Genomic DNA, 23,333 nt, shown 5'->3' with positions numbered 1-23,333 from the left:
GGCCTGACAGATAGCCGGGGCTGCAAAGCAGCCCCTTTACTGCACCAACTCCCCACACTGAGCTTCCCGCTGCATCGATTCCAGATTCCTTTCAATCGTCTCGCAGATGGTATCCATCTGGATCTGATGCTCACTGAAACGAAACGGACTTTGCAGGTCTGTCCCGATCCGCTCGATCGCCAGCAGCATGAACCCGACCACTGTCGATGCCAGCGGTGTGAACCAGCCCAGCGATTCCACCAGCCCCACCGGCACGATCAGGCAGAACAGGGTGATGAACAGCCGTGGAAAGTACACGTAAGGGTAGGGCAGTGGGGTGTTGGCGATCCGCTCCATGCCACCTTGGGCGTTGGACAGGTCCACCAGCGTCGACTCCAGCCGCGCCAGGCGAATGCTGTCCAGCCGCCCAGCCTGATATTCGCGTGCCAGCAACGCCGCCGAGCCGCTGAGAATATCGTTGGCGAAGTTGTTCGAACGGTTACGCCGCTCGAACTCGCCAGGCGGAATGAACGCCATCAGCTCGTCCGGGCAGGCCTCGCCCTTCAGGTGCGCCGCCAGGCAGTTCACATAGGCGATGTGCCGGCGCAGCAAGGTAGCCTTGACCGGGTTCGGTCCCTCTTCGCTGTCATCGATCAGCGTCAGCGTCTGCCGGGCGAAGCTGCGTGAACTGTTGACCAATGCCCCCCACAAGGTCCGCGCTTCCCACCAGCGGTTGTAGGCGCTGCTGTTGCGAAAGCTCACCAGCACCACCAGCGCCGAACCCAACAAGGTCAGTGGGATCAGCGGCAGGGTGAACTTGCTGTTGAAGAACAGCATGAAATCGATGGTGACCAGCACGTCCCAGAGCAGCAGCCAGAACAGCGACCAGCCGATGTAGCCGAAAGTCTTGACGACCAGGCGGTATTTGCGGGCGATGACGTCTTTCACACGAGCTGCCTCGAAAAAGCCGGGGATGCAGGATGGGACGTCGAGTGGCGGGTATGGTTCGGTGCTGTCCGCGAACAGGTGTTACTGGACGTGTTGTTTAAAAAGCGCGAAGCGTACTACACAGCTTTCGGATGCCGCTGACTAGAGTGTCGAAAAGAGAACTGGCATTGTCGATGCTTCTTCGTTTAGCGCATTTAAGCAGGAGCCGTGATGACGCCAAATCTGATTCCTTTCGACATGGCAAACCTCCTGGATTGCGAAGAGGCAATCGAGCAGTACCTGATGCAGGTGATGAAAGATGGCAACTCTGCCGAGCTTGCCCGGGCGCGGCTTCACATCGACAGAGCCCGGACGCGCAATGCCGTGATCAACCGAGCTGCTGTTTCATCTGCACCAACGCTACCCGCTTGCCATCCTGAGCCTGCCGCTGCGCAAGGCCGGTGAAACCCGCCTGACTGCAAATGTTGATCAAGGCTTGCTCGCTACCGCCACATAACCCTTGACTGCAGCAGGTGCGTTGTGTGGCTTGCCCTTGTGCGCCAGGTACTGGAAGCGCCGCCATTCCTTGTCGATTTCGTTGTACGACATGAACACGCTGACCCGCGCCTTGTCGGCCAGGTCCGGGCGGCTGCGGGCATCGATCCCGTCCTTGGCGATGAAGGCTACGTTCATCCCCACCACCTTGCCATCATCGGCAAATACCGGGCCGCCAGACATGCCTTTGGTGATGGGGCCGTCATGCACTGAGTAGAAGACGCTGCCTGGTGTACCTTTCAGACGCACGAGGGAGTCGAGCGTGCGCCCCTTGCCTTGCACCGGCATCATCATGCTGTTGAAGCCGACCGCCGTCACCGACTCGCCAGGCACGAACTGGCGCCACTGCGGCACCTTGCTGGCCTTGTGCTTGAAGAACACCACATCACCCAGCCCTTCATGCACCACGTTGCGCAGGAACGGGGTGTGCTTGGCGGTGACGGCGTAGTCTTCGTTCCACTGGATGGCGCTGGCCATCAGCAGCATCGGGAGGGGGGCACCGGAAGTAACGACAAAAGCCTGGTCGTAGACGGGGTCTGAAACGTAAGCGGTTGGCATTCCATTGCACCCACTGAGCAGCATCATTGCTGCCAGACAGGGCGCGGTTTTGTTCATGGGTCACGCAGTGTTAATGGGTAAGGGGGCGCAACTATGGCGAAGAGCCATCACGGCATCAATACTTTTGGCATATAACCGACGAATGACAGCTTATGGCCATCAATGTCTTGGCGGCCAATAGATTCGTTGGATACCTGGAGGGCACGTGGTCGTGGGCGTGGCGTCAAAAAGCGGGTTGGTTTATCAGGTTTAATGAACTGGGTTGAATTGAGCTGCATTGAGCTGCATTGAGCTGCAAATATGGCGTGATGCTCGAAGCATTGGGGGGCCGGACCCTGTTCGTCTGCGCTATCGAGAGCTGCTGAACGAAGCAATCAATGCCGTGGTGCGCGAGGGTCTGACTGCGGATCAGGTGGTGGCTGGGCTGGATCTGCCTGAAGCAGAGAAAGTGCAGTTTGCGCCATTGCTGCGCGGCGAACTGGATATTCTGGCGCTGCACAACTGCGCCCGTTACAGGTTGGGCCTGAATCAGGTGAAGGCATGGATTGATGCCGGTCGTCCCTGCTGAGGCCGAGCAAGCCGTGAGCTGCCCAGTAGCCCTGTCAGGGGGAAACGCCAGGCACAAAAAAACCGACCATAAGGTCGGTTTTTTCCGGATTTTGGTGCCCCGAGGGAGACTCGAACTCCCACTCCTTTCGAAAACGGATTTTGAATCCGCCGCGTCTACCAATTCCGCCATCAGGGCTTGTGGCGCGCAGTATAGAGAGGTGCTCGTGGTCGGTCAATCGGCTTTCATGGTCAATTTTCACACATTGGGCTAAACTTCCCGGCCCTGTCGAACCCGAACATCATCATGCGCGTCGCCGATTTTTCCTTCGAACTCCCCGATTCCCTGATCGCCCGCCACCCTCTGGCCGAGCGCCATGGCAGCCGTCTGCTGGTCCTCGATGGCCCGAGCGGGGCGTTGGCGCACAAGCAATTCCCCGATCTGCTCGACTACCTGCGGCCGGGCGACCTGATGGTGTTCAACAACACCCGGGTGATTCCGGCGCGGTTGTTTGGCCAGAAAGCCTCCGGCGGCAAGCTGGAAGTCCTGGTCGAGCGTGTACTCGACAGCCACCGTGTGCTGGCCCATGTACGTGCCAGCAAGGCGCCGAAAGAAGGCGCAGTGATCCTCATCGATGGCGGTGGCGAGGCGGAGATGGTCGCCCGCCACGACACGCTGTTCGAACTGCGCTTCACCGAAGAGGTGCTGCCGCTGCTCGATCGTGTCGGGCACATGCCGTTGCCGCCCTATATCGACCGCCCCGACGAAGGCGCCGACCGTGAGCGCTACCAGACCGTGTACGCCGAACGCGCCGGTGCGGTGGCCGCGCCGACTGCCGGCCTGCACTTCGACGAGGCGCTGCTGGAGCAGATCGCCGCCAAGGGCGTCGAGCGTGCCTTCGTCACCTTGCACGTGGGTGCTGGTACTTTCCAGCCAGTGCGGGTCGACAAGATCGAAGACCACCACATGCACAAGGAATGGCTCGAAGTGAGCCAGGACGTGGTCGACGCCATCGAGGCCTGCCGCGCCCGTGGCGGCCGGGTGATCGCAGTCGGTACCACCAGCGTGCGCTCGCTGGAGAGCGCAGCGCGCGATGGCGTGCTCAAGGCCTTCAGCGGTGATACCGACATCTTCATCTACCCGGGTCGGCCATTCCATGTGGTCGATTGCCTGGTCACCAACTTCCACCTGCCGGAGTCCACGCTGCTGATGCTGGTCTCGGCCTTCGCCGGTTACCCCGAGACCATGGCTGCCTACGCGGCGGCGGTTGACCAGGGTTACCGCTTCTTCAGTTACGGTGATGCCATGTTCATCACCCGCAATCCGGCGCCACGCGGCCCAGAGGATCAAGCATGAGTCGCACCTGTCGAATGTCGTTCGAACTGCTGGCCACCGACGGCAAGGCCCGTCGTGGCCGGCTGACCTTCCCCCGTGGCACGGTCGAGACCCCGGCGTTCATGCCGGTGGGCACCTATGGCACGGTCAAGGGCATGCTGCCGCGTGACATCGAGGCCATCGGCGCCGAAATCATCCTCGGCAACACCTTCCACCTGTGGCTGCGCCCGGGTACCGAGGTGATCAAGAAGCACAACGGCCTGCATGACTTCATGCAGTGGAAAGGCCCTATCCTCACCGATTCCGGTGGCTTCCAGGTGTTCAGCCTGGGCGCCATGCGCAAGATCAAGGAGGAAGGCGTGACCTTCGCCTCGCCCGTCGACGGCTCCAAGGTGTTCATGGGCCCGGAAGAGTCCATGCAGGTGCAGCGTGACCTGGGCTCGGACATCGTCATGATTTTCGACGAGTGCACGCCGTACCCGGCCGAGCACGACGTGGCGCGCACCTCCATGGAACTGTCGCTGCGCTGGGCCCAACGCTCGAAGAATGCCCACGCCGACAACACGGCGGCACTGTTCGGTATCGTCCAGGGTGGCATGTACCAGGACCTGCGCATGCGCTCGCTGGAAGCCCTGGAAAACATCGGTTTCGACGGCCTGGCCATTGGTGGCCTGTCGGTTGGCGAGCCGAAGCACGAAATGATCAAGGTGCTCGACTACCTGCCGGGCCAGATGCCTGCTGACAAACCTCGTTACCTTATGGGGGTAGGCAAACCGGAAGATCTGGTTGAGGGTGTGCGCCGCGGCGTCGACATGTTCGACTGCGTGATGCCCACGCGCAACGCGCGCAACGGCCATCTGTTCGTCGATACAGGGGTGATCAAGATCCGCAACGCGTTCCATCGCCATGATGATTCGCCGCTGGATCCGACCTGTGACTGCTACACCTGCACCAACTTCTCCCGCGCTTATCTGCATCATCTGGACAAGTGTGGCGAAATGCTGAGCAGCATGCTGAATACCATCCACAACTTGCGCCATTACCAGCGCTTGATGGCCGGTTTACGCGAGGCTATTCAACAGGGTAAATTGGCCGCCTTTGTCGACGCCTTCTACGCCAAACGCGGGCTGCCTGTGCCGCCTTTGGACTGACTGTTCGCATCCATTATTAGAACATTACATTAGGAGTGCCCAATGAGCTTCTTGATCCCCGCCGCTTACGCGGACGCTGCAGCACCCGCCGCTGGCCCAGCCGGCACCGGTTTCGAATGGATTTTCCTGGTCGGTTTCCTGGTCATCTTCTACCTGATGATCTGGCGCCCGCAGGCCAAGCGCGCCAAAGAGCAGAAGAACCTGCTGAGCAACTTGCAGAAAGGTGATGAAGTTGTCACCAACGGCGGCATCGCCGGCAAGATCGTCAAAGTTTCCGATGACTTCGTGGTCCTGGAAGTTTCCGACACCGTCGAACTGAAGTTCCAGAAGGGTGCCATCGCGGCCACCCTGCCAAAGGGTACGCTCAAGGCTATCTGAGTTACCGGTTTCATTTTTCCAGTCGGGGCGCGCAAAGCGCCCCGCGTCTTGAACGGGCGGCGTGATGCTGAACAAATACCCTCTGTGGAAATACGCACTGATCCTGGTGGTACTGGCGATCGGTTTCATTTATTCCGCTCCCAACCTCTACCCGGATGATCCGGCGGTGCAGATCAGCGGTGCCAGCTCGGCGCTGCGGGTCAACCAGGCCGACCTCGATCGCGTCAGCAAGGCGCTGGTCGATGCCGGTATCACCGTCAAGGGCGCGAGCCTGGGTGAGAAGGGCAGTGGGCTGATTCGCCTGACCAACCAGGAAGATCAACTGCCAGCCAAGGATGTCGTGCGCAAGGCACTGGGCGATGATTATGTCGTGGCCCTGAACCTGGCCCAGACGACCCCGCAATGGCTGCGCAACCTGGGTGCAAGCCCGATGAAGCTGGGCCTGGACCTGTCCGGTGGTGTGCACTTCCTGCTCGAAGTGGACATGGACAAGGCGATGAGCGCCCGCATGAAAGTCTACGAAGGCGAGGTCAAGACCTTGCTGCGCAAAGAGCGCATCCGCTACCGCAGTCTGCCGCAGCAGGATGGCGGCGTAATGCTGGGCTTCGCTGACGATGCTACCCGCGAGCAGGCACGCGCCCTGATCCGCAAGAATTTCAATGACTTCGACCTGACCACCACCGAGCGCAACGAGCTCGCCGTGCTGCGTCTGGCGCTGACCCAGGCGAAAGTCGCCGAGATCCGCGAGTACTCGATCAAGCAGAACCTGACCACCGTGCGCAACCGTGTGAACGAGCTGGGCGTGGCCGAGCCGCTGGTGCAGCGCCAAGGCGCCAACCGCATCGTGGTCGAGCTGCCGGGCGTGCAGGACACCGCCGAAGCCAAGCGTATCCTCGGTAAAACCGCCAACCTGGAGTTCCGCTTCGGTGCCGAGCCGGGCGCTTCCAAGGCCACTACCGAGGTCTTCGAGTTCCGTGAAGGCAACCGTTCCGCTGCTGTCGAGCGCGGCCTGATCATCACCGGTGACCAGGTTACCGATGCCCAGGCCAGCTTCGACGAGCATGGTCGGCCGCAGGTGAACATTCGCCTGGATGGCCACGGTGGCGAGCTGATGAGCCGCGCCACCCGCAGCAACGTTGGCCGCAGCATGGCGGTGATCTTCATCGAGCAGAAGCCGGTCACTCGCTACGTCAAGCAGACTGTCGATGGCGTCGAGAAGGACGTTGCCGTACAGAGCTTCCAGGAAGAGAAAAAGATCATCAGCCTGGCGACCATCCAGTCGCCACTGGGTAGCCAGTTCCGTATCACCGGCCTGAACGGCCAGGGTGAGTCGTCGGAACTGGCCCTGCTGCTGCGTGCCGGTGGTCTGGCTGCGCCGATGTACTTCGCCGAAGAACGTACCATTGGTCCAAGCCTGGGTGCCGACAACATCACCAAGGGTATCGATGCGTCGCTGTGGGGCATGCTGTTCGTCTCGCTGTTCATCATCGCCATCTACCGCGGCTTCGGCGTGATCGCCACTGTTGCCCTGGCGGGCAACATGGTCCTGCTGCTGGCGCTGATGTCGCTGTTGGGCGCGACCCTGACCCTGCCAGGCATCGCCGGTATCGTGTTGACCATGGGTATGGCGGTGGACGCCAACGTGCTGATCTTCTCGCGTATCCGTGAGGAGCTGAATGCCGGTATGTCGGTGCAGCGCGCCATTCACGAAGGTTTCAACCGCGCCTATACCGCGATCATCGACGCCAACCTGACCAGCCTGCTGGTCGGCGGCATCCTGTTCGCCATGGGTACCGGCCCGGTCAAGGGCTTCGCGGTCACCATGTCCCTCGGGATTTTCACCTCGATGTTCACCGCCGTCATGGTGACCCGTGCAATGGTCAACCTGACCTGCGGCGGGCGTGACATCAAGAAGCTGTGGGTTTGAGGGAGCTGCGATGAAAACCATCAACTTCATGGGCGTGCGCAATGTCGCGTTCGCCGTCACCGTGCTCCTCACCGTGCTGGCGCTGTTCAGCTGGTGGCAGAAGGGCCTGAACTTCGGCCTGGACTTCACCGGCGGTACGCTGATCGAGCTGACCTACGAGCGCCCGGCCGACCTCAAGGCGGTACGTGCCGAGCTGGTCGACTCCGGCTTCCACGAGGCCGTGGTGCAGAGCTTTGGCGCCACCACCGACCTGCTGGTGCGCATGCCGGGCGATGACCCGCAGCTGGGCAACAAGGTTGCTGCCGCGCTGCAGAAGGTCGGTGGCGACAACCCAGCCACCATCAAGCGCGTCGAGTTCGTCGGCCCGCAGGTGGGTGAAGAGCTGCGCGACCAGGGCGGCCTCGGCATGCTCCTGGCATTGGGTGGCATCCTCATCTACCTGGCCTTCCGCTTCCAGTGGAAGTTCGCCGTGGGCGCGATCGTCTCGCTGATCCACGACGTGGTGGTGACCTTGGGTATCCTGTCGTTCTTCCAGATCACCTTCGACCTTACGGTGCTGGCGGCGGTACTGGCGATCATCGGCTACTCGCTGAACGACACCATCGTCGTCTTCGACCGCGTACGTGAGAACTTCCGTGTGATGCGCAAGGCCTCGCTGATCGAGAACATCAACGTCTCGACCACCCAGACCCTGCTGCGCACCATCGCCACCTCGGTGTCGACCTTGCTGGCGATCGCTGCGCTGCTGTTCTTCGGCGGCGACAATCTGTTCGGCTTCTCGCTGGCGCTGTTCATCGGTGTCATGGCCGGTACCTACTCGTCGATCTACATCGCCAACGTGGTACTGATCTGGCTGAACCTGAACAGCGAAGACCTGATTCCGCCTGCGAAAAACGAAGGTGTGGATGAGCGTCCTTAAGGATTAGTCCTACGCCGTTCGGCGACCAAAAAGGCGTGAGTGTTGAACTCACGCCTTTTTTTTCGCTCCAAGGCTGGGAGAAGGCGGGAAGGCTCCCGCAGGCAGGATCAGGAGGTTCATGTGAACAAATCAATGCTGGTAGGTGCTGTACTGGGTGCTGTCGGTGTGACTGCCGGAGGTGCTGTCGCAACCTACAGCTTGGTGAACAAAGGGCCTGAGTACGCGCAGGTCACCGACGTGCAACCGATCAAGCAACAGGTCAAAACCCCGCGTGAGGTCTGCAAGGACGTCACCGTTACGCGTCAGGCGCCGGTCAAGGACCAGCACCAGATCGCCGGTACCGTGGTCGGTGCCATTGCGGGTGGCTTGCTGGGTAACCAGATCGGTGGCGGCACCGGCAAGAAGATCGCCACCGTGGCCGGTGCGGTCGGTGGTGGTTATGCCGGTAACAAGGTGCAGGAAGGCATGCAGGAGCGTGATACCTACACGACCACGCAAACCCGCTGCAATACCGTCAACGACATCAGCGAGAAGGTGGTGGGCTACAACGTCAAGTACACCATCGGCGACCAGGTCGGCCAGGTGAAAATGGACCGCGAACCGGGTTCGACCATTCCGCTGGACAAAAATGGCAAGCTGATCCTCAGCGAAGCCGGGCAATGATTTCGGTCTTGCATTGCTTTTTGTGGGAGCGGCCTTGCGTCGCGAATGGACTGCGAAGCAGTCCCGGCAATTTATGATATGGCAGAGATCCCGGGGCCGCTTTGCGACCCTTTCGCGACGCAAGGCCGCTCCCACAAGGTGTGTGCAAGCTCTGGAAATCAGGCATAAAAAAAGCACCTCAATAGGTGCTTTTTTTGTGCCTGCGATCCGCGCTTAGCGCTTCATGCTTTCTGGCAGGTGTGGCTGGATAGCGGTCAGTACGGCCTTGAAGCACTTGATGTTGCCTGCAACGATGTGGCCCTTGTCGAGGAAGTCATGGCCACCGTTGAAGTCGCTCACCAGGCCACCGGCTTCCTGGATCAGCAGCACGCCTGCCGCCATGTCCCACTCCGACAGGCCCGACTCCCAGAAGGCGTCGAAACGGCCGGCGGCCACGTAGGCGAGGTCCAGGCTGGCGGAGCCGGCGCGGCGGATGCCGGCGGTCTGGCCAGTCAGGGCGCGGAACATGCCCAGGTAGTTGTCCAGGTCGGCCATCTGGTTGTCACGGAACGGGAAGCCGGTGCCCAGCAGGGCGCCGTCCAGGCTGGTGCGCGAGCTGACGCGCAGGCGACGGCCATTGAGCTGGGCGCCACGGCCGCGGCTGGCGGTGAATTCTTCCTGGCGAACCGGGTCGACGATCACGGCATGCTCGAGGCGGCCACGGTATTTGCAGGCGATGCTGACAGCGAAGTGCGGGATGCCGCGCAGGAAATTGGTGGTGCCGTCCAGCGGATCGATGATCCACAGATAGTCCTTGCCTTCTTCGCCGGTGCCGGCGTGCAGGCCGGTTTCTTCACCTTGGATGGAGTGGTTCGGGTAGGCCTTGCGCAGGGCGTTGACGATGCTCTGCTCGGCGGCACGATCCACTTCGGAGACGTAGTCCTTGGCCTCTTTCTCGTCGACCTTGATGCTATCCAGGCGTTCGATGGAGCGGAAAATCAGTTCACTGGCGCTGCGAGCGGCGCGCAGGGCGATATTCAGCATAGGCTGCATGGGCGGGTCACCTGGAGATGTTAAAGAAGAAAGCCGGACATTCTAACAGAAAAGTTTGGCGGCAGAAGTGTCACATTTGCTTTCGTGGCGTTACGCTGGTCGGTTCTGTAAGATCGTTTTCCCCCAAACCTGCATCTGAGAGCACAACACCTTGCTGCAAAATATTCGTGTTGTTCTGGTCAATACCAGCCACCCCGGCAACATCGGCGGCGCTGCGCGTGCCATGAAAAACATGGGCTTGTCGCGTCTGGTGCTGGTGCAGCCAAAAGAGTTCCCGTCCGGCGACGCCACCGCGCGGGCTTCGGGCGCCGACGATATCCTGGCCAATGCCCAGGTGGTCGACAGCCTTGAAGACGCGTTGGTCGGGTGCAATCTGGTCATGGGCACCAGTGCTCGTGAGCGCAGCATCCCCTGGCCGTTGATCGACCCGCGCGAATGCGGGGCCAAGGCCGTGGAGCACGCCAACGGTGGTGAAGAGATCGCCCTGGTGTTCGGGCGTGAGCACGCCGGCCTGACCAACGAAGAACTGCAGCGATGTCACTTCCACGTGCACATTCCCTCGAACCCCGACTTCAGCTCGCTGAACCTTGCCGCCGCAGTCCAGGTGCTCTCCTATGAGGTGCGCATGGCCTGGCTGGCAGCCGAAGGCGCGCCTACCAAGGTCGAGAAGTTCGACGCCAACTCGCTGCGCAGCAACGAGCTGGCGACCATGGACGAAATGGAGCTGTTCTACGAACACCTGGAGAAAACCCTGGTGGACATCGGCTTCCTCGACCCCGAGAAGCCCAAGCACCTGATGCCGCGCCTGCGCCGGCTGTACGGGCGCAGCTCGGTAAATCGTTCGGAAATGAGCATTTTGCGCGGCATCCTCACCGAGACCCAGAAGGTCGCCCGGGGTGAGCCGCATAAACGGAAGGACTGACAGATGTTCGAACGTCTGCGTGAAGATATCCAGAGCGTATTCCATCGTGACCCGGCGGCACGCAATGCCTTCGAGGTGCTGACCTGCTATCCGGGCATGCACGCCATCTGGCTGCACCGCCTGGGCAATGCCTTGTGGAAGCGTGACTTCAAGTGGCTGGCGCGCCTGGTGTCGAACTTCGGTCGCTGGATGACCGGTATCGAGATCCATCCCGGCGCGACCATCGGTCGGCGCTTCTTCATCGACCATGGCATGGGTATCGTCATCGGTGAAACCGCCGAGATCGGCGACGATGTCACCCTTTATCAGGGGGTGACCCTGGGCGGCACCAGCTGGAACAAGGGCAAGCGTCACCCAACCCTGGAAAACGGTGTGGTGGTCGGGGCGGGTGCCAAGGTGCTTGGCCCGTTCACCGTCGGTGCCGGGGCCAAGATCGGCTCCAATGCCGTGGTGACCAAGGCGGTTCCGGCCGGCGCCACTGCGGTTGGCATCCCGGGGCGGATCATCGTCAGGAACAGCGAGGACACCGAGCTCGAGGCCAGGCGCAAGGCCATGGCCGAGAAGATCGGCTTCGATGCCTACGGTGTCAGCGGTGACATGCCGGACCCGGTAGCCCGCGCCATCGGTCAGATGCTTGATCATCTGCAGGCGGTCGACGAGCGGCTGGAGGGGATGTGCGGCGCGCTGACCAAGATGGGCAGTGACTATTGTGCCAAGGAGCTGCCGAAGTTGCCGGAAGATGACTTCGCGGTCGAAACCCAGGCGGCCCAGCGCGACACTCAGTCGCATTGATTGCGTCGCGGTGAAGTCACTCTGACATATGGGGCGTGTGCTCGCGCCCCATTGCTGCTACACTCGCGCCCGCCTCCCTGATGCAAACCCGACTAAAGCAGTAGGTCTAATAGTTGACTTAAATGCTCGGGAATCGCATACTCGCACACATCCCGTAACTCCCGTGGTACCCATTAGCCATGCGACTGACTACCAAAGGCCGATACGCCGTCACTGCCATGCTCGACCTGGCATTGCACGCGCAGCATGGGCCGGTGTCTTTGGCCGACATTTCCGAGCGCCAGGGCATTTCCCTCTCTTATCTGGAACAGCTGTTCGCCAAGCTGCGCCGCAGCAGCCTGGTTTCCAGTGTGCGCGGTCCGGGCGGTGGCTACCAGCTGTCGCGCGGCATGGAAACCATCCAGGTGGCCCAGGTCATCGACGCGGTCAACGAGTCGGTCGATGCCACCCGTTGCCAGGGCCTCGGGGATTGCCATGCCGGTGACACCTGCCTGACCCACCACCTGTGGTGCGACCTCAGCCAGCAGATTCACGAATTCCTCAGTGGCATCAGCCTGGCTGACCTTGTCATGCGCCGTGAGGTGCAGGAAGTCGCCCAGCGCCAGGACCTGCGGCGTGTCGCAGGCCGTACCGCCCTGCTGGACAAGATTGAGACGTCCGCCGTCGACTGACCGCTTAACAGTCACGAGCGACGCCACCGCCTGATAGGAGATACCCATGAAGTTGCCGATCTACCTCGATTACTCCGCTACCACGCCGGTCGACCCACGTGTCGCCCAGAAGATGGCCGACTGCCTGCTGGTCGACGGCAACTTCGGTAACCCGGCCTCGCGTTCCCACGTGTTCGGCTGGAAGGCCGAGGAAGCGGTCGAGAACGGCCGCCGCCAGGTTGCCGAGCTGATCAACGCCGACCCGCGCGAAATCGTCTGGACCAGCGGTGCCACCGAGTCCGACAACCTCGCCCTGAAAGGTGTGGCGCACTTCTATCAGACCAAGGGCAAGCACATCATCACCTCCAAGATCGAGCACAAGGCGGTCCTGGATACCGCTCGCCAGCTCGAGCGCGAAGGTTTCGAAGTCACCTACCTGGAACCGGGCGAAGACGGCATCGTCACCCCGGCCATGGTCGAAGCCGCCCTGCGCGACGACACCATCCTGGTCTCGCTGATGCATGTGAACAACGAAGTCGGCTCGATCAACGATATCGCCGCCATCGGTGAGCTGACCCGTTCACGCGGCGTGCTGTTCCATGTCGACGCCGCCCAGTCCGCCGGCAAGGTCGAAATCGACCTGCAGAAGCTGAAGGTCGACCTGATGTCGTTCTCGGCGCACAAGGTCTACGGCCCCAAAGGCATCGGCGCGCTGTACGTCAGCCGCAAGCCGCGCGTGCGTCTGGAAGCCATCATCCACGGCGGTGGCCATGAGCGCGGCATGCGTTCGGGCACCCTGCCGACCCACCAGATCGTCGGCATGGGCGAGGCCTTCGCCATCGCCAAGCAGGAAATGGCCGCCGAGAACGTGCGCATCAAGGCCCTGAGCGACCGCTTCTTCAAGCAGGTCTCGGACCTCGAAGAGCTGTACGTCAACGGCAGCAAGACTGCCCGCGTGCCGCACAACCTGAACCTGAGCTTCAACTACGTCGAAGGCGAGTCGCTGCTGATGTCGCTGAAGGACATCGCCGTATCGTCCGGTTCGGCCTGTACCTCCGCTTCGCTCGAGCCGTCGTATGTACTGCGCGCTCTGGGCCGCAACGACGAGCTGGCGCACAGCTCGATCCGCTTCTCCTTCGGCCGCTTCACCACCGAAGAAGAAGTCGACTATGCCGCGCAGCAAGTCTGCATGGCCGTCAACAAACTGCGTGAGCTGTCGCCGCTGTGGGACATGTACAAAGACGGCGTTGACATCTCCAAGATCGAGTGGGCCGCCCACTAAGCAGTCGCCGGCAAGAGCGGCTCCCTGATGAGGAAGGAATTGCACCATGGCATACAGTGAAAAGGTCATCGACCACTACGAAAACCCACGCAACGTCGGCAAGATGAACGCCGAGGACCCGGATGTCGGTACCGGCATGGTCGGCGCCCCTGCGTGCGGTGACGTGATGCGTCTGCAGATCAAGGTCAACGAGCAAGGCATCATCGAAGACGCCAAGTTCAAGACTTACGGCTGCGGTTCGGCCATCGCTTCCAGCTCCCTCGCCACCGAGTGGATGAAGGGCAAGACCCTGGACGAAGCCGAAACCATCAAGAACACCCAGCTGGCGGAAGAACTGGCGTTGCCGCCAGTGAAGATCCACTGCTCGGTACTCGCCGAAGATGCCATCAAGGCAGCTGTTCGCGACTACAAGCAGAAGAAAGGCTTGATCTAAGCCGCCCGTTGCAAGGTAAGAGTCAAGGAGTTCCGATGGCTATCAGCATGACAGAAGCCGCCGCCAACCACATTCGCCGCTCCCTCGACGGGCGCGGCAAGGGTGAGGGCATTCGCCTGGGCGTGCGCACCACCGGCTGCTCGGGCCTGGCCTACGTGCTGGAGTTCGTCGACGAGCTGGCCGCGGAAGATCAGGTGTTCGAGAACCATGGCGTCAAGGTGATCATCGATCCCAAGAGCCTGGTCTACCTCGATGGCACCGAGCTGGACTTCGTCAAGGAAGGGTTGAACGAAGGCTTCAAGTTCAACAACCCCAACGTGCGCGGTGAGTGTGGCTGCGGCGAAAGCTTCAACGTCTGAGGCTGGCCGTGGGTACTCCTTGTCATTTCGCTCTGTTTGACCTCCAGCCCAGCTTCCGCCTGGACCTCGACAAACTGGCCACTCGCTACCGCGAGCTGGCGCGCGAGGTCCATCCGGACCGCTTCGCCGACGCCTCCGAGCGCGAGCAGCGGGTAGCGCTGGAAAAGTCGGCGGCGCTCAACGACGCCTACCAGACCCTGCGCAGTGCGCCGCGCCGTGCCCGCTACCTGCTGGCTATCGGTGGCCACGAAGTGCCCCAGGAAGTCACGGTCCATGACCCTGATTTCCTGATGCAGCAGATGCAATGGCGCGAAGAGCTCGAAGAGCTGCAGGATGAAGCCGACCTCGACGGCGTGGCGGTGTTCAAGAAGCGCCTGAAGGTCGCCCAGGACACGCTCAACGAGGATTTCGCCGCCTGCTGGGACGTGCCTGCCGAGCGCGACAAGGCCGAGCGCCTGATGCGCCGCATGCAGTTCCTCGACAAGCTCGCCCAAGAAGTGCGCCAACTGGAAGAGCGCCTCGACGATTAACCCGGCGTCGCCCGTGATGACGCCTAAGGTATTCAGATAAGCATGGCCCTACTGCAGATCGCCGAACCCGGTCAAAGCCCCCAGCCACACCAGCGCCGCCTGGCGGTGGGGATCGACCTGGGTACCACCAATTCACTGGTCGCTGCCGTGCGCAGCGGTCGCAGCGAGCCCCTGCCCGATGCGCAGGGCAACGTCATTCTGCCGTCGGCAGTGCGTTACCTGGCCGGTCACAGCGAAGTCGGCCTGGCCGCGCGCGAAGCCGCTTCCAGCGACCCGCTGAACACCGTGCTGTCGGTCAAGCGCCTGATGGGTCGTGGCCTGGCTGACGTCAAGCAGCTCGGCGAACAGCTGCCGTACCGCTTCATCGGCGGCGAGTCGCACATGCCGTTCATCGACACCATCCAGGGGCCGAAAAGCCCGGTGGAAGTGTCCGCCGACATCCTCAAGGTGCTGCGCGAGCGTGCCGAAGCCACCCTGGGTGGCGAGCTGGTGGGCGCGGTGATCACCGTGCCGGCCTATTTCGACGACGCCCAGCGCCAGGCTACCAAGGATGCCGCGCGCCTGGCCGGCCTGAGCGTGCTGCGCCTGCTCAACGAGCCGACCGCCGCGGCCGTGGCCTATGGCCTGGACCAGAACGCCGAAGGCCTGGTGGCCATCTATGACCTGGGTGGCGGCACCTTCGATATTTCCATCCTGCGCCTGACTGCCGGCGTGTTCGAAGTGCTGGCCACCGGTGGCGATACCGCGCTGGGTGGCGACGATTTCGACCACGCCATTGCGGGCTGGATCATCGAGCAGGCCGGCCTGTCCGCCGATCTCGATCCGGCCACCCAGCGTCAGTTGCTGCAGGCCGCCTGCGCTGCCAAGGAAGCCCTGACCGATGCCGACACCGTCCGCGTCAGCCACGGCGCCTGGGCGGGCGAGCTGAGCCGCGCCGCCTTCGAAGCCATGATCGAGCCCCTGGTTGCCCGCAGCCTGAAAGCCTGCCGCCGCGCCGTGCGCGACAGTGGCATCGAGCTGGAAGAGGTGGGCGCAGTGGTGATGGTCGGTGGTTCGACCCGTGTGCCGCGTGTTCGGGAAGCCGTGGGCGCGCTGTTTGGTCGCACCCCGCTGACTTCGATCGACCCTGACCAGGTAGTGGCCATTGGCGCCGCCATCCAGGCCGATACCCTGGCCGGCAACCGCCGCGAAGGTGGCGAACTGCTGCTGCTCGATGTCATCCCGCTGTCCCTGGGTCTTGAGACCATGGGCGGGCTGATGGAGAAGGTGATCCCGCGCAACACCACGATTCCGGTGGCCCGTGCCCAGGAATTCACCACCTATAAAGATGGCCAGTCGGCCATGATGATCCATGTTCTGCAGGGCGAGCGCGAGCTGATCAGCGATTGCCGCTCCCTGGCGCGCTTCGAGTTGCGCGGCATTCCAGCCATGGTGGCTGGCGCCGCCAAGATTCGCGTGACCTTCCAGGTCGACGCCGACGGCCTGCTCAGCGTTGCTGCCCGTGAACTGGGTTCGGGCGTGGAGGCCAGCATTCAGGTCAAGCCGTCCTACGGCCTGACCGATGGCGAGATCGCCCGCATGCTCAAGGACTCCTTCGAGCACGCCGGTTCCGACAAGCAGGCGCGCCAGCTGCGTGAGCACCAGGTTGACGGCGAACGCCTGCTCGAAGCGGTGCAGGGCGCCCTGGATGCTGACGGTGACCGCCTGCTCAGCGAAGAAGAGCGGGTCGCCATCGAGTATCAGATGCAAGAATTGCGTGATTTGCTCAGCGGCACCGATGGCGCAGCCATCGAGCAGCAGACCAAGCGTCTGTCGCAGGTGACCGATGCCTTTGCCGCCCGCCGCCTTGATTCGACGGTCAAAGCCGCACTGGCCGGGCGCAACCTGAATGAGATCGAGGAGTAACCGATGCCCCAGGTGATTTTCCTGCCGCACGAGAAGTTCTGCCCGGACGGGCTGGTGGTCGAGGTAGAGCCAGGAACCAACATCCTGGAGTTGGCCCACGAGCACCACATCGAGATGGAAAGCGCGTGCGGCGGTGTGTGCGCCTGCACCACCTGCCACTGCATCGTGCGCGAAGGCTTCGACTCGCTCGAGGAGGCCGACGAGCTGGAAGAGGATATGCTGGACAAGGCCTGGGGCCTGGAGGCGCAGTCGCGCCTGGCCTGCCAGGTGATCGTCGGTGAAGATGACCTCACCATCGAGATTCCGAAGTATTCGCTCAACCACGCTGCCGAAGCGCCGCACTGAGGTTTGCCCGATGAGCCTGAAATGGATTGATGTACTTGAGATCGCCATCCAGCTTGCGGAAAGCAAGCCGGACGTCGATCCTAGATATGTGAATTTCGTCGATCTGCACCGTTGGGTGCTGGCCCTGCCAGAGTTCAGCGACGATCCGTCACGTGGCGGTGAGAAAGTGCTCGAGGCCATCCAGGCGGCCTGGATCGAAGAAGCCGACTAAGCGTGACGCTGCAGGTTAGGCAATCCCCTGGAACCCGCGTATAATTCGCGGGTTTAATTTTTCGTAACACTCAATATTCTGGAGTTTTCCATGGCTGTTCAACGTACTTTCTCGATCATCAAGCCTGACGCCGTTGCCAAGAACGTCATCGGCAAGATCACTACCCGCTTCGAAGAAGCCGGCCTGAAAATCGTTGCCTCGAAAATCAAGCAACTGTCCAAAGCCGAAGCCGAAGGCTTCTACGCCGAGCACAAAGAGCGCGGCTTCTTCGCTGACCTGGTTGCCTTCATGACTTCCGGTCCGGTCGTTGTTCAGGTTCTGGAAGGCGAAAACGCCATCGCTCTGAACCGTGAGCTGATGGGCGCTACCAACCCGAAAGAAGCTGCTCCTGGCACCATCCGTGCCGACTTCGCCGAATCGATCGACGCCAACGCCGTTCACGGTTCGGACTCCGAAGCTGCTGCCGCTCGCGAGATCGCTTACTTCTTCGCTGCTACCGAGGTAACCACTCGCTAAGCGAAAGCTTACGGGTGAGGGTGAATCCATGACGACATCTACTGGCAAGATCAACCTGTTGGGGCTGACCCAGCCGGAAATGGAAAAGTTCTTCGACTCGATAGGGGAGAAGCGCTTCCGTGCCGGCCAGGTGATGAAATGGATTCACCATTTTGGCGTGTCCGACTTTGCGGCCATGACCAACGTAGGCAAGGCCTTGCGCGAAAAGCTCGAGGCCGTTGCCGAGATTCGCCCCCCGGAAGTGGTCAGTGAAGACATTTCCGCCGACGGCACCCGCAAGTGGGTGATCCGCGTTGCCTCCGGCAGCTGCGTCGAGACCGTCTACATCCCCACCGACGACCGCGGTACCCTCTGCGTCTCGTCGCAAGCCGGCTGCGCCCTGGACTGCAGCTTCTGCTCCACCGGCAAGCAAGGCTTCAACAGCAACCTTACCGCCGCCGAGGTGATCGGCCAGGTGTGGCTTGCGAACAAATCCTTCGGGACCGTCCCGGCCAAGATCGACCGCGCAATTACCAACGTGGTCATGATGGGCATGGGCGAGCCCCTGCTGAACTTCGACAACGTCATCGCCGCCATGCACATCATGATGGATGACCTGGGCTATGGCATTTCCAAGCGTCGCGTCACCCTGTCCACCTCGGGCGTGGTGCCGATGATCGACGAACTGGCCAAGCACATCGACGTGTCCCTGGCGCTGTCGCTGCATGCGCCGAACGACGAGCTGCGCAACAAGTTGGTGCCGATCAACAAGAAGTACCCGCTGAAGATGCTGCTGGAGTCGTGCATGGGCTACATGTCGACCCTGGGCGGCAAGCGCGTGCTGACCATCGAGTACACCCTGCTCAAGGACGTCAACGACCAGCCCGAGCATGCGGCGCAGATGATCGAGCTGCTGCGCGACGTACCGTGCAAGATCAACCTGATCCCATTCAACCCGTTCCCGCATTCGGGTTACGAGCGGCCGAGCAACAACGCCATCCGCCGCTTCCAGGACCTGCTGCACCACGGTGGTTTCAACGTCACCACCCGTACCACCCGTGGCGACGATATCGACGCCGCCTGTGGTCAGCTGGTCGGCCAGGTCAACGACCGCACCCGCCGCAGCGAGCGCTACATCGCCGTCCGCCAGTTGTCCGCTGACGCCGAGCTGCAAGACAGCGCCGTGCGCCACTGAGTCCGGCCTTGCCATGAGCCTGCGCGCCGCGCTGTCGATCCTTGCGCTTTTGCTGCTGGCCGGCTGCGTGTCGGGCGGCGCGAGCGATCCCCTGGCCAACCGCCAGGGGCGGGCAGAGGCAGGGCGTGCCTACACGCAGCTTGGCCTGGGTTATTTGCAACAAGGTTTGACCCAGCAAGCCAAGGCCCCCTTGGCCAAGGCCCTGGCGCTGGATGCTGCGGATGCCGACGCTCACGCCGCCATGGCTCTGGTGTTCCAGGCCGAAGGCGAGCCAGCTCTTGCCCAGGCGCACTTCGAAAAAGCCCTTGCAGCCCGCCCGGGTGACACGCGAATTCGCAACAACTACGGCAGTTTCCTATATGCTCAGCAACGTTTCGCCGAAGCCGAGCAGATGTTTCGCCTGGCCAGTGCCGATACCCTGTATCCTGAGCGTTCGCGGGTGTACGAGAACCTTGGCCTGACGGCCCTGGAGCTCGACGATCGCGACCAGGCACATGCGTATCTGACCAAGGCCCTGCAACTCAACCGACGCCAGCCCAGAGCGTTGCTGGAAATGGCTGAGTTGTCCTTCGAAAACAGGCATTATGTGCCGGCCCGGGATTACTACGATCGTTTCAGCCAGTTGAGCGATCACAACGCCCGTAGCCTTTTGCTGGGCAGCCGCCTTGCCCGGGTATTCGGCGAGCAGGGCACCCTGGCCGATCTGGGCCAGCAATTACAACGACTTTATCCCGGTACGCCGGAATATCAGCAATACCTGTCGGAGCAACGATGAAAGCCGCGCATCCCGAAGTAGCAGCAGCGACTGGCCAGAACCCCGGTGAGCTGTTGCGCCAGGCCCGCGAGAAACGGGAGTGGTCGCAAGCCGAGGTGGCCCGCAAGCTCAACCTCACCGTAAGTTCGCTGAACCACGTGGAAACCGGCGCCTTCGACAAGCTGCCAGGGCATACTTTCGCGCGTGGTTACATTCGCGCCTACGCCAAGTTGATGGACATGGACCAGGCGCCGCTGGTCGAGGCCTTCGACCAGTACACCGGTACCCATGCCAAGGGCAGTGATGTGCACTCCCTGGGCCGTATCGAAGAGCCAGTGCGGCTTTCGCACAACATCATGCGTGGCGTCACCTTGCTGCTGCTGGTTGCAGTGGTCGGCGGCAGCTTCATCTGGTGGCAGGATCAGGGCAGCTTGAAAGGCAAGGACCTGGCCAAGATGGCGCTGGAGCACGTGGAAGTCGAAAGTGCCGACGGCACCACCCAGATTCACCCACTGGACGAACCTGAAGACCAGGCAGTGACCGCGGGCCAGCAGCCTGAAAGCGCACCGCTGGCGCTGGAGCAGGCCCCCGCCGAGGCGGCAGCCGAAACCACCGGCGAGGCCGCCCCGGCTGCGACTGCACCGGCGCCCGCGCCTGCTCCTGTTCAGGTGCAGCAGGCACCGGTCCATGCTGTCGCACCCGCCCCGGCCCCTGCGGCTCCGGTGGCACCGTCAACGTCGGCCGCGGCAGTCGCCAGCGTGCCGGCCACCGCTGCTGAGCCTGCCGCGCCTGTGGCCGTGCCGGCCGGCAGCGCCAAGGTTGCAATCCAGTTCACCGCCGATTGCTGGACCCAGGTGTCCGATGGCAACGGCAAGGTGCTGTTCAGCGCGATCAAGCGCAAAGGGGACAACCTCGAGCTGACCGGCAAGCCGCCGTTCGCGGTCCGCCTGGGCTTTGCCCGTGGCGCCCAGGTCAGCTACAACGGCCAGGCCGTCGATGTGGCCCCATTCACCAGTGGCGAGACCGCTCGCCTGAAGTTGGGACAGTAAGTCATGCACGGCGAATCTCCGATCAAACGTCGCGAATCCCGCAAAATCTGGGTCGGCAATGTGCCGGTGGGGGGGGATGCCCCCATCGCGGTGCAGAGCATGACCAACACCGACACCAACGATGTGATGGCCACCGTGGCGCAGATCCAGCGCCTGGTCGACGCCGGCGTCGACATCGTCCGCGTCTCGGTACCCGACATGGACGCCGCCGAGGCGTTCGGCAAGATCAAGCAGCTGGTCAGTGTGCCGCTGGTTGCCGATATCCATTTCGACTACAAGATCGCCCTGCGTGTGGCCGAGCTTGGCGTCGATTGCCTGCGCATCAACCCGGGCAATATCGGCCGTGAAGACCGCGTGCGGGCGGTGGTGGACGCTGCCCGCGACCGGGGTATCCCGATCCGCATCGGCGTCAACGCCGGTTCTTTGGAAAAGGACCTGCAGAAGAAGTACGGCGAGCCGACCCCGGCCGCGCTGGTCGAGTCGGCCCTGCGTCACGTCGAGCACCTTGATCGCCTGGACTTCCAGGACTTCAAGGTCAGCGTCAAGGCCTCCGACGTGTTCATGGCCGTCGAAGCGTATCGCCTGCTGGCCAAGCAGATCATCCAGCCGCTGCACCTGGGGATCACCGAAGCCGGTGGCCTGCGCTCGGGGACAGTGAAATCTGCCGTCGGCCTCGGTATGCTGCTGGCCGAAGGCATTGGCGATACCATCCGTATCTCGCTGGCGGCCGACCCGGTCGAGGAAGTGAAGGTCGGCTACGACATTCTCAAGTCGCTGCACCTGCGTTCGCGGGGCATCAACTTCATCGCCTGCCCGAGCTGCTCGCGGCAGAACTTCGACGTGGTCAAGACCATGAACGAGCTCGAAGGGCGCCTGGAAGACCTGCTGGTGCCACTGGACGTGGCGGTGATCGGCTGCGTGGTCAACGGCCCTGGCGAAGCCAAGGAGTCCCACGTGGGGTTGACCGGTGGTACGCCGAACCTGGTCTACATCGACGGCAAGCCGGCGCAGAAGCTGACCAATGACAACCTGGTCGATGAGCTGGAAAAGCTCATCCGCCAGAAAGCGGCCGAAAAGGTCGAGGCTGACGCGGCGCTGATTGCCCGCAGCTGACACACAGATTCGTAAGGACTTTTCGTGAGCAAATCGCTGCAAGCCATCCGTGGCATGAACGACATCCTGCCAGAGCAGTCGCCACTCTGGCGCTACTTCGAAGGCACCGTCGCCGGCCTGCTGGACACCTATGGGTACAGCCAGATCCGCACGCCGATCGTCGAGTTCACCGAGCTGTTCAAGCGCTCCATTGGTGAAGTCACCGACATCGTCGAAAAAGAGATGTACACCTTCGAGGACCGCAACGGCGATTCGCTCACCCTGCGCCCTGAAGGCACCGCCGCCTGCGTGCGGGCTGTGCTGGAGCATGGCATCACCGGCAACGGCCAGGTGCAGAAGCTCTGGTACATCGGCCAGATGTTCCGCCACGAGCGCCCACAGAAGGGGCGCTATCGGCAGTTCCACCAGATCGGTGTGGAAGTGTTCAACCTGGACGGCCCGGACATCGACGCCGAGCTGATCATGCTGACCTGGCGCCTGTGGGGCCTGCTGGGCATCCAGGATGCGGTCAAGCTCGAACTCAACAGCCTGGGCACCAGTGAAGCCCGCGCCCGTTACCGTGACGCGCTGGTCGAGTTCCTCTCGGCGCGCCTGGAGCAGCTCGACGAAGACAGCCAGCGTCGCCTCAAGAGCAACCCGCTGCGTATCCTCGACAGCAAGGACCAGGGCACCCAGGCGGTGCTGGTCGGCGCACCGAAGCTGGAAGATTATCTGGACGATGATTCCCGCGTGCACTTCGAGGGCCTCAAGGCACGCCTCGACGCCGCCGGCATTCCGTTCGTGATCAACACCAAGCTGGTCCGCGGCCTGGACTACTACAGCAAGACCGTATTCGAGTGGGTCACCGACAAGCTCGGTGCCCAGGGCACCGTCTGCGCCGGTGGCCGTTACGACGGACTGGTCGAGCAGATGGGCGGCAAGCCGACCACTGGCGTTGGTTTCGCCATGGGCATCGAGCGCCTGATCCTGCTGCTGGAAACCCTCGGCAAGGTCCCCGAGTCGATCAACCGCACCATCGACGTCTACCTGTGCGCCTTCGGCGAGCAGGCGGAACTGGCCGGCCTGCGCCTGTCCGAAGGCCTGCGCGATCGCCTGCCGGGCCTGCGCCTGGCGGTCAACGCCGGCGGGGGCAGCTTCAAGAGCCAGTTCAAGAAAGCCGACAAGAGCGGCGCACTGTTCGCCCTGATCCTCGGCGACGACGAACTGGCCAAGCAAGAAATCGGCTTGAAGCCCCTGCGTGGTCAGGGCGAACAACAGAACATTGCCTGGGATGCTCTGGCTGAGCACCTGGAAACCGCGATCGCTCAGGCGTAACGCGGTTCAACAA

At 62.2% G+C, this 23,333-nt stretch carries 27 protein-coding genes and 1 tRNA gene; 24 read left to right on the top strand and 4 right to left on the bottom strand.

The window, feature by feature from the left end; translation table 11 throughout:
• Positions 1-36: 36 nt before the first annotated feature.
• Complete coding sequence (locus tag HU738_RS16295) at positions 37-927, bottom strand: bestrophin family protein (RefSeq protein WP_186603558.1); 891 nt, start codon at positions 925-927, stop codon at positions 37-39.
• Positions 928-1,137: 210 nt separating this feature from the next.
• On the opposite strand from HU738_RS16295, the gene HU738_RS16290 reads away from it, so the two are divergent.
• Entirely contained in the window at positions 1,138-1,371 is a 234-nt protein-coding gene (locus tag HU738_RS16290; protein ID WP_186603559.1) for a helix-turn-helix domain-containing protein, read from the top strand.
• 24 nt (positions 1,372-1,395) lie between these two features.
• Here the strand turns inward: HU738_RS16290 and HU738_RS16285 are convergent, their stop codons facing one another.
• Positions 1,396-2,043, bottom strand: coding sequence for a trypsin-like peptidase domain-containing protein (locus HU738_RS16285; protein WP_186603614.1), 648 nt, complete (start codon positions 2,041-2,043; stop codon positions 1,396-1,398).
• A gap of 253 nt (positions 2,044-2,296) precedes the next feature.
• Between HU738_RS16285 and HU738_RS16280 the strand changes: the two genes are divergently transcribed.
• Positions 2,297-2,587 (top strand): hypothetical protein, encoded by a 291-nt coding sequence (locus HU738_RS16280; RefSeq protein ID WP_186603560.1) that lies wholly within the window; start codon positions 2,297-2,299, stop codon positions 2,585-2,587.
• A gap of 92 nt (positions 2,588-2,679) precedes the next feature.
• On the opposite strand, the gene HU738_RS16275 is transcribed toward HU738_RS16280, so the two are convergent.
• Positions 2,680-2,764: transfer RNA gene (locus HU738_RS16275), tRNA-Leu, on the bottom strand.
• A gap of 108 nt (positions 2,765-2,872) precedes the next feature.
• Here HU738_RS16275 and queA point away from each other — a divergent pair.
• From queA to HU738_RS16245, 6 genes are all read left to right on the top strand, one after another.
• Positions 2,873-3,922 carry a tRNA preQ1(34) S-adenosylmethionine ribosyltransferase-isomerase QueA gene (gene queA / locus HU738_RS16270; RefSeq protein ID WP_099814285.1) on the top strand — a complete coding sequence of 350 codons (1,050 nt, stop codon included), beginning with the start codon at positions 2,873-2,875 and terminating at the stop codon, positions 3,920-3,922.
• A gap of 14 nt (positions 3,923-3,936) precedes the next feature.
• On the top strand, positions 3,937-5,052 hold the full coding sequence (gene tgt, locus HU738_RS16265) for a tRNA guanosine(34) transglycosylase Tgt (RefSeq protein WP_176510082.1): 1,116 nt from the start codon (positions 3,937-3,939) through the stop codon (positions 5,050-5,052).
• A 42-nt stretch (positions 5,053-5,094) separates the two neighbouring features.
• A complete protein-coding gene (yajC, locus tag HU738_RS16260) occupies positions 5,095-5,430 on the top strand; it encodes a preprotein translocase subunit YajC (RefSeq protein WP_008092587.1) in 336 nt (111 codons plus the stop codon).
• Between the two features lie 64 nt (positions 5,431-5,494).
• Entirely contained in the window at positions 5,495-7,357 is a 1,863-nt protein-coding gene (secD, locus tag HU738_RS16255) for a protein translocase subunit SecD (protein ID WP_099814287.1), read from the top strand.
• A 10-nt stretch (positions 7,358-7,367) separates the two neighbouring features.
• Complete coding sequence (secF, locus tag HU738_RS16250; RefSeq protein WP_176510067.1) at positions 7,368-8,276, top strand: protein translocase subunit SecF; 909 nt, start codon at positions 7,368-7,370, stop codon at positions 8,274-8,276.
• A 120-nt stretch (positions 8,277-8,396) separates the two neighbouring features.
• Positions 8,397-8,939 carry a glycine zipper 2TM domain-containing protein gene (locus HU738_RS16245; RefSeq protein WP_176510066.1) on the top strand — a complete coding sequence of 181 codons (543 nt, stop codon included), beginning with the start codon at positions 8,397-8,399 and terminating at the stop codon, positions 8,937-8,939.
• Positions 8,940-9,152: 213 nt separating this feature from the next.
• Here HU738_RS16245 and suhB read toward each other — a convergent pair whose 3' ends face one another.
• A complete protein-coding gene (gene suhB, locus HU738_RS16240; RefSeq protein ID WP_186603561.1) occupies positions 9,153-9,971 on the bottom strand; it encodes a type III secretion system regulator SuhB in 819 nt (272 codons plus the stop codon).
• A 151-nt stretch (positions 9,972-10,122) separates the two neighbouring features.
• Here suhB and trmJ point away from each other — a divergent pair, with 151 nt between their 5' ends.
• From trmJ to hisS, 16 genes are all read left to right on the top strand, one after another.
• Positions 10,123-10,893 carry a tRNA (cytosine(32)/uridine(32)-2'-O)-methyltransferase TrmJ gene (trmJ, locus tag HU738_RS16235; protein WP_176510064.1) on the top strand — a complete coding sequence of 257 codons (771 nt, stop codon included), beginning with the start codon at positions 10,123-10,125 and terminating at the stop codon, positions 10,891-10,893.
• Between the two features lie 3 nt (positions 10,894-10,896).
• Positions 10,897-11,685, top strand: a complete 789-nt coding sequence (gene cysE, locus HU738_RS16230; RefSeq protein ID WP_054887561.1) for a serine O-acetyltransferase — start codon at positions 10,897-10,899, stop codon at positions 11,683-11,685.
• A 179-nt stretch (positions 11,686-11,864) separates the two neighbouring features.
• The gene (iscR, locus tag HU738_RS16225) at positions 11,865-12,356 is read left to right on the top strand and encodes a Fe-S cluster assembly transcriptional regulator IscR (RefSeq protein ID WP_054887562.1); all 492 of its coding nucleotides are present in this window, start codon (positions 11,865-11,867) and stop codon (positions 12,354-12,356) included.
• 46 nt (positions 12,357-12,402) lie between these two features.
• On the top strand, positions 12,403-13,617 hold the full coding sequence (locus HU738_RS16220; protein WP_027920282.1) for an IscS subfamily cysteine desulfurase: 1,215 nt from the start codon (positions 12,403-12,405) through the stop codon (positions 13,615-13,617).
• Between the two features lie 46 nt (positions 13,618-13,663).
• Positions 13,664-14,050 carry a Fe-S cluster assembly scaffold IscU gene (gene iscU, locus HU738_RS16215; RefSeq protein ID WP_007929523.1) on the top strand — a complete coding sequence of 129 codons (387 nt, stop codon included), beginning with the start codon at positions 13,664-13,666 and terminating at the stop codon, positions 14,048-14,050.
• A 35-nt stretch (positions 14,051-14,085) separates the two neighbouring features.
• Complete coding sequence (gene iscA, locus HU738_RS16210) at positions 14,086-14,409, top strand: iron-sulfur cluster assembly protein IscA (protein ID WP_023630636.1); 324 nt, start codon at positions 14,086-14,088, stop codon at positions 14,407-14,409.
• Positions 14,410-14,417: 8 nt separating this feature from the next.
• Positions 14,418-14,939, top strand: coding sequence for a co-chaperone HscB (gene hscB / locus HU738_RS16205; protein ID WP_186603562.1), 522 nt, complete (start codon positions 14,418-14,420; stop codon positions 14,937-14,939).
• 42 nt (positions 14,940-14,981) lie between these two features.
• Entirely contained in the window at positions 14,982-16,844 is a 1,863-nt protein-coding gene (gene hscA / locus HU738_RS16200) for a Fe-S protein assembly chaperone HscA (RefSeq protein WP_186603563.1), read from the top strand.
• Positions 16,845-16,847: 3 nt separating this feature from the next.
• Complete coding sequence (fdx, locus tag HU738_RS16195) at positions 16,848-17,189, top strand: ISC system 2Fe-2S type ferredoxin (protein WP_054887566.1); 342 nt, start codon at positions 16,848-16,850, stop codon at positions 17,187-17,189.
• 10 nt (positions 17,190-17,199) lie between these two features.
• A complete protein-coding gene (gene iscX, locus HU738_RS16190) occupies positions 17,200-17,400 on the top strand; it encodes a Fe-S cluster assembly protein IscX (RefSeq protein ID WP_023382209.1) in 201 nt (66 codons plus the stop codon).
• Positions 17,401-17,490: 90 nt separating this feature from the next.
• Positions 17,491-17,916 carry a nucleoside-diphosphate kinase gene (gene ndk, locus HU738_RS16185; RefSeq protein ID WP_054887567.1) on the top strand — a complete coding sequence of 142 codons (426 nt, stop codon included), beginning with the start codon at positions 17,491-17,493 and terminating at the stop codon, positions 17,914-17,916.
• Between the two features lie 28 nt (positions 17,917-17,944).
• Positions 17,945-19,090, top strand: a complete 1,146-nt coding sequence (gene rlmN, locus HU738_RS16180; protein ID WP_186603564.1) for a dual-specificity RNA methyltransferase RlmN — start codon at positions 17,945-17,947, stop codon at positions 19,088-19,090.
• A gap of 13 nt (positions 19,091-19,103) precedes the next feature.
• Positions 19,104-19,865: a type IV pilus biogenesis/stability protein PilW gene (pilW, locus tag HU738_RS16175; protein ID WP_186603565.1), complete on the top strand. Its 762-nt coding sequence runs from the start codon at positions 19,104-19,106 to the stop codon at positions 19,863-19,865.
• Positions 19,862-20,893, top strand: a complete 1,032-nt coding sequence (locus tag HU738_RS16170) for a RodZ domain-containing protein (protein WP_186603566.1) — start codon at positions 19,862-19,864, stop codon at positions 20,891-20,893. Before pilW ends, HU738_RS16170 begins: the two co-directional genes overlap by 4 nt.
• A 3-nt stretch (positions 20,894-20,896) precedes the next feature.
• Positions 20,897-22,006 (top strand): flavodoxin-dependent (E)-4-hydroxy-3-methylbut-2-enyl-diphosphate synthase, encoded by a 1,110-nt coding sequence (ispG, locus tag HU738_RS16165; protein WP_027920273.1) that lies wholly within the window; start codon positions 20,897-20,899, stop codon positions 22,004-22,006.
• Between the two features lie 24 nt (positions 22,007-22,030).
• Positions 22,031-23,320, top strand: a complete 1,290-nt coding sequence (hisS, locus tag HU738_RS16160) for a histidine--tRNA ligase (RefSeq protein ID WP_176510058.1) — start codon at positions 22,031-22,033, stop codon at positions 23,318-23,320.
• Positions 23,321-23,333: the final 13 nt, after the last annotated feature.

The organism is Pseudomonas vlassakiae, from assembly GCF_014269035.2.
GTDB lineage: Bacteria > Pseudomonadota > Gammaproteobacteria > Pseudomonadales > Pseudomonadaceae > Aquipseudomonas > Aquipseudomonas vlassakiae.
This window is presented reverse-complemented; position numbering and strand designations above follow the sequence as displayed.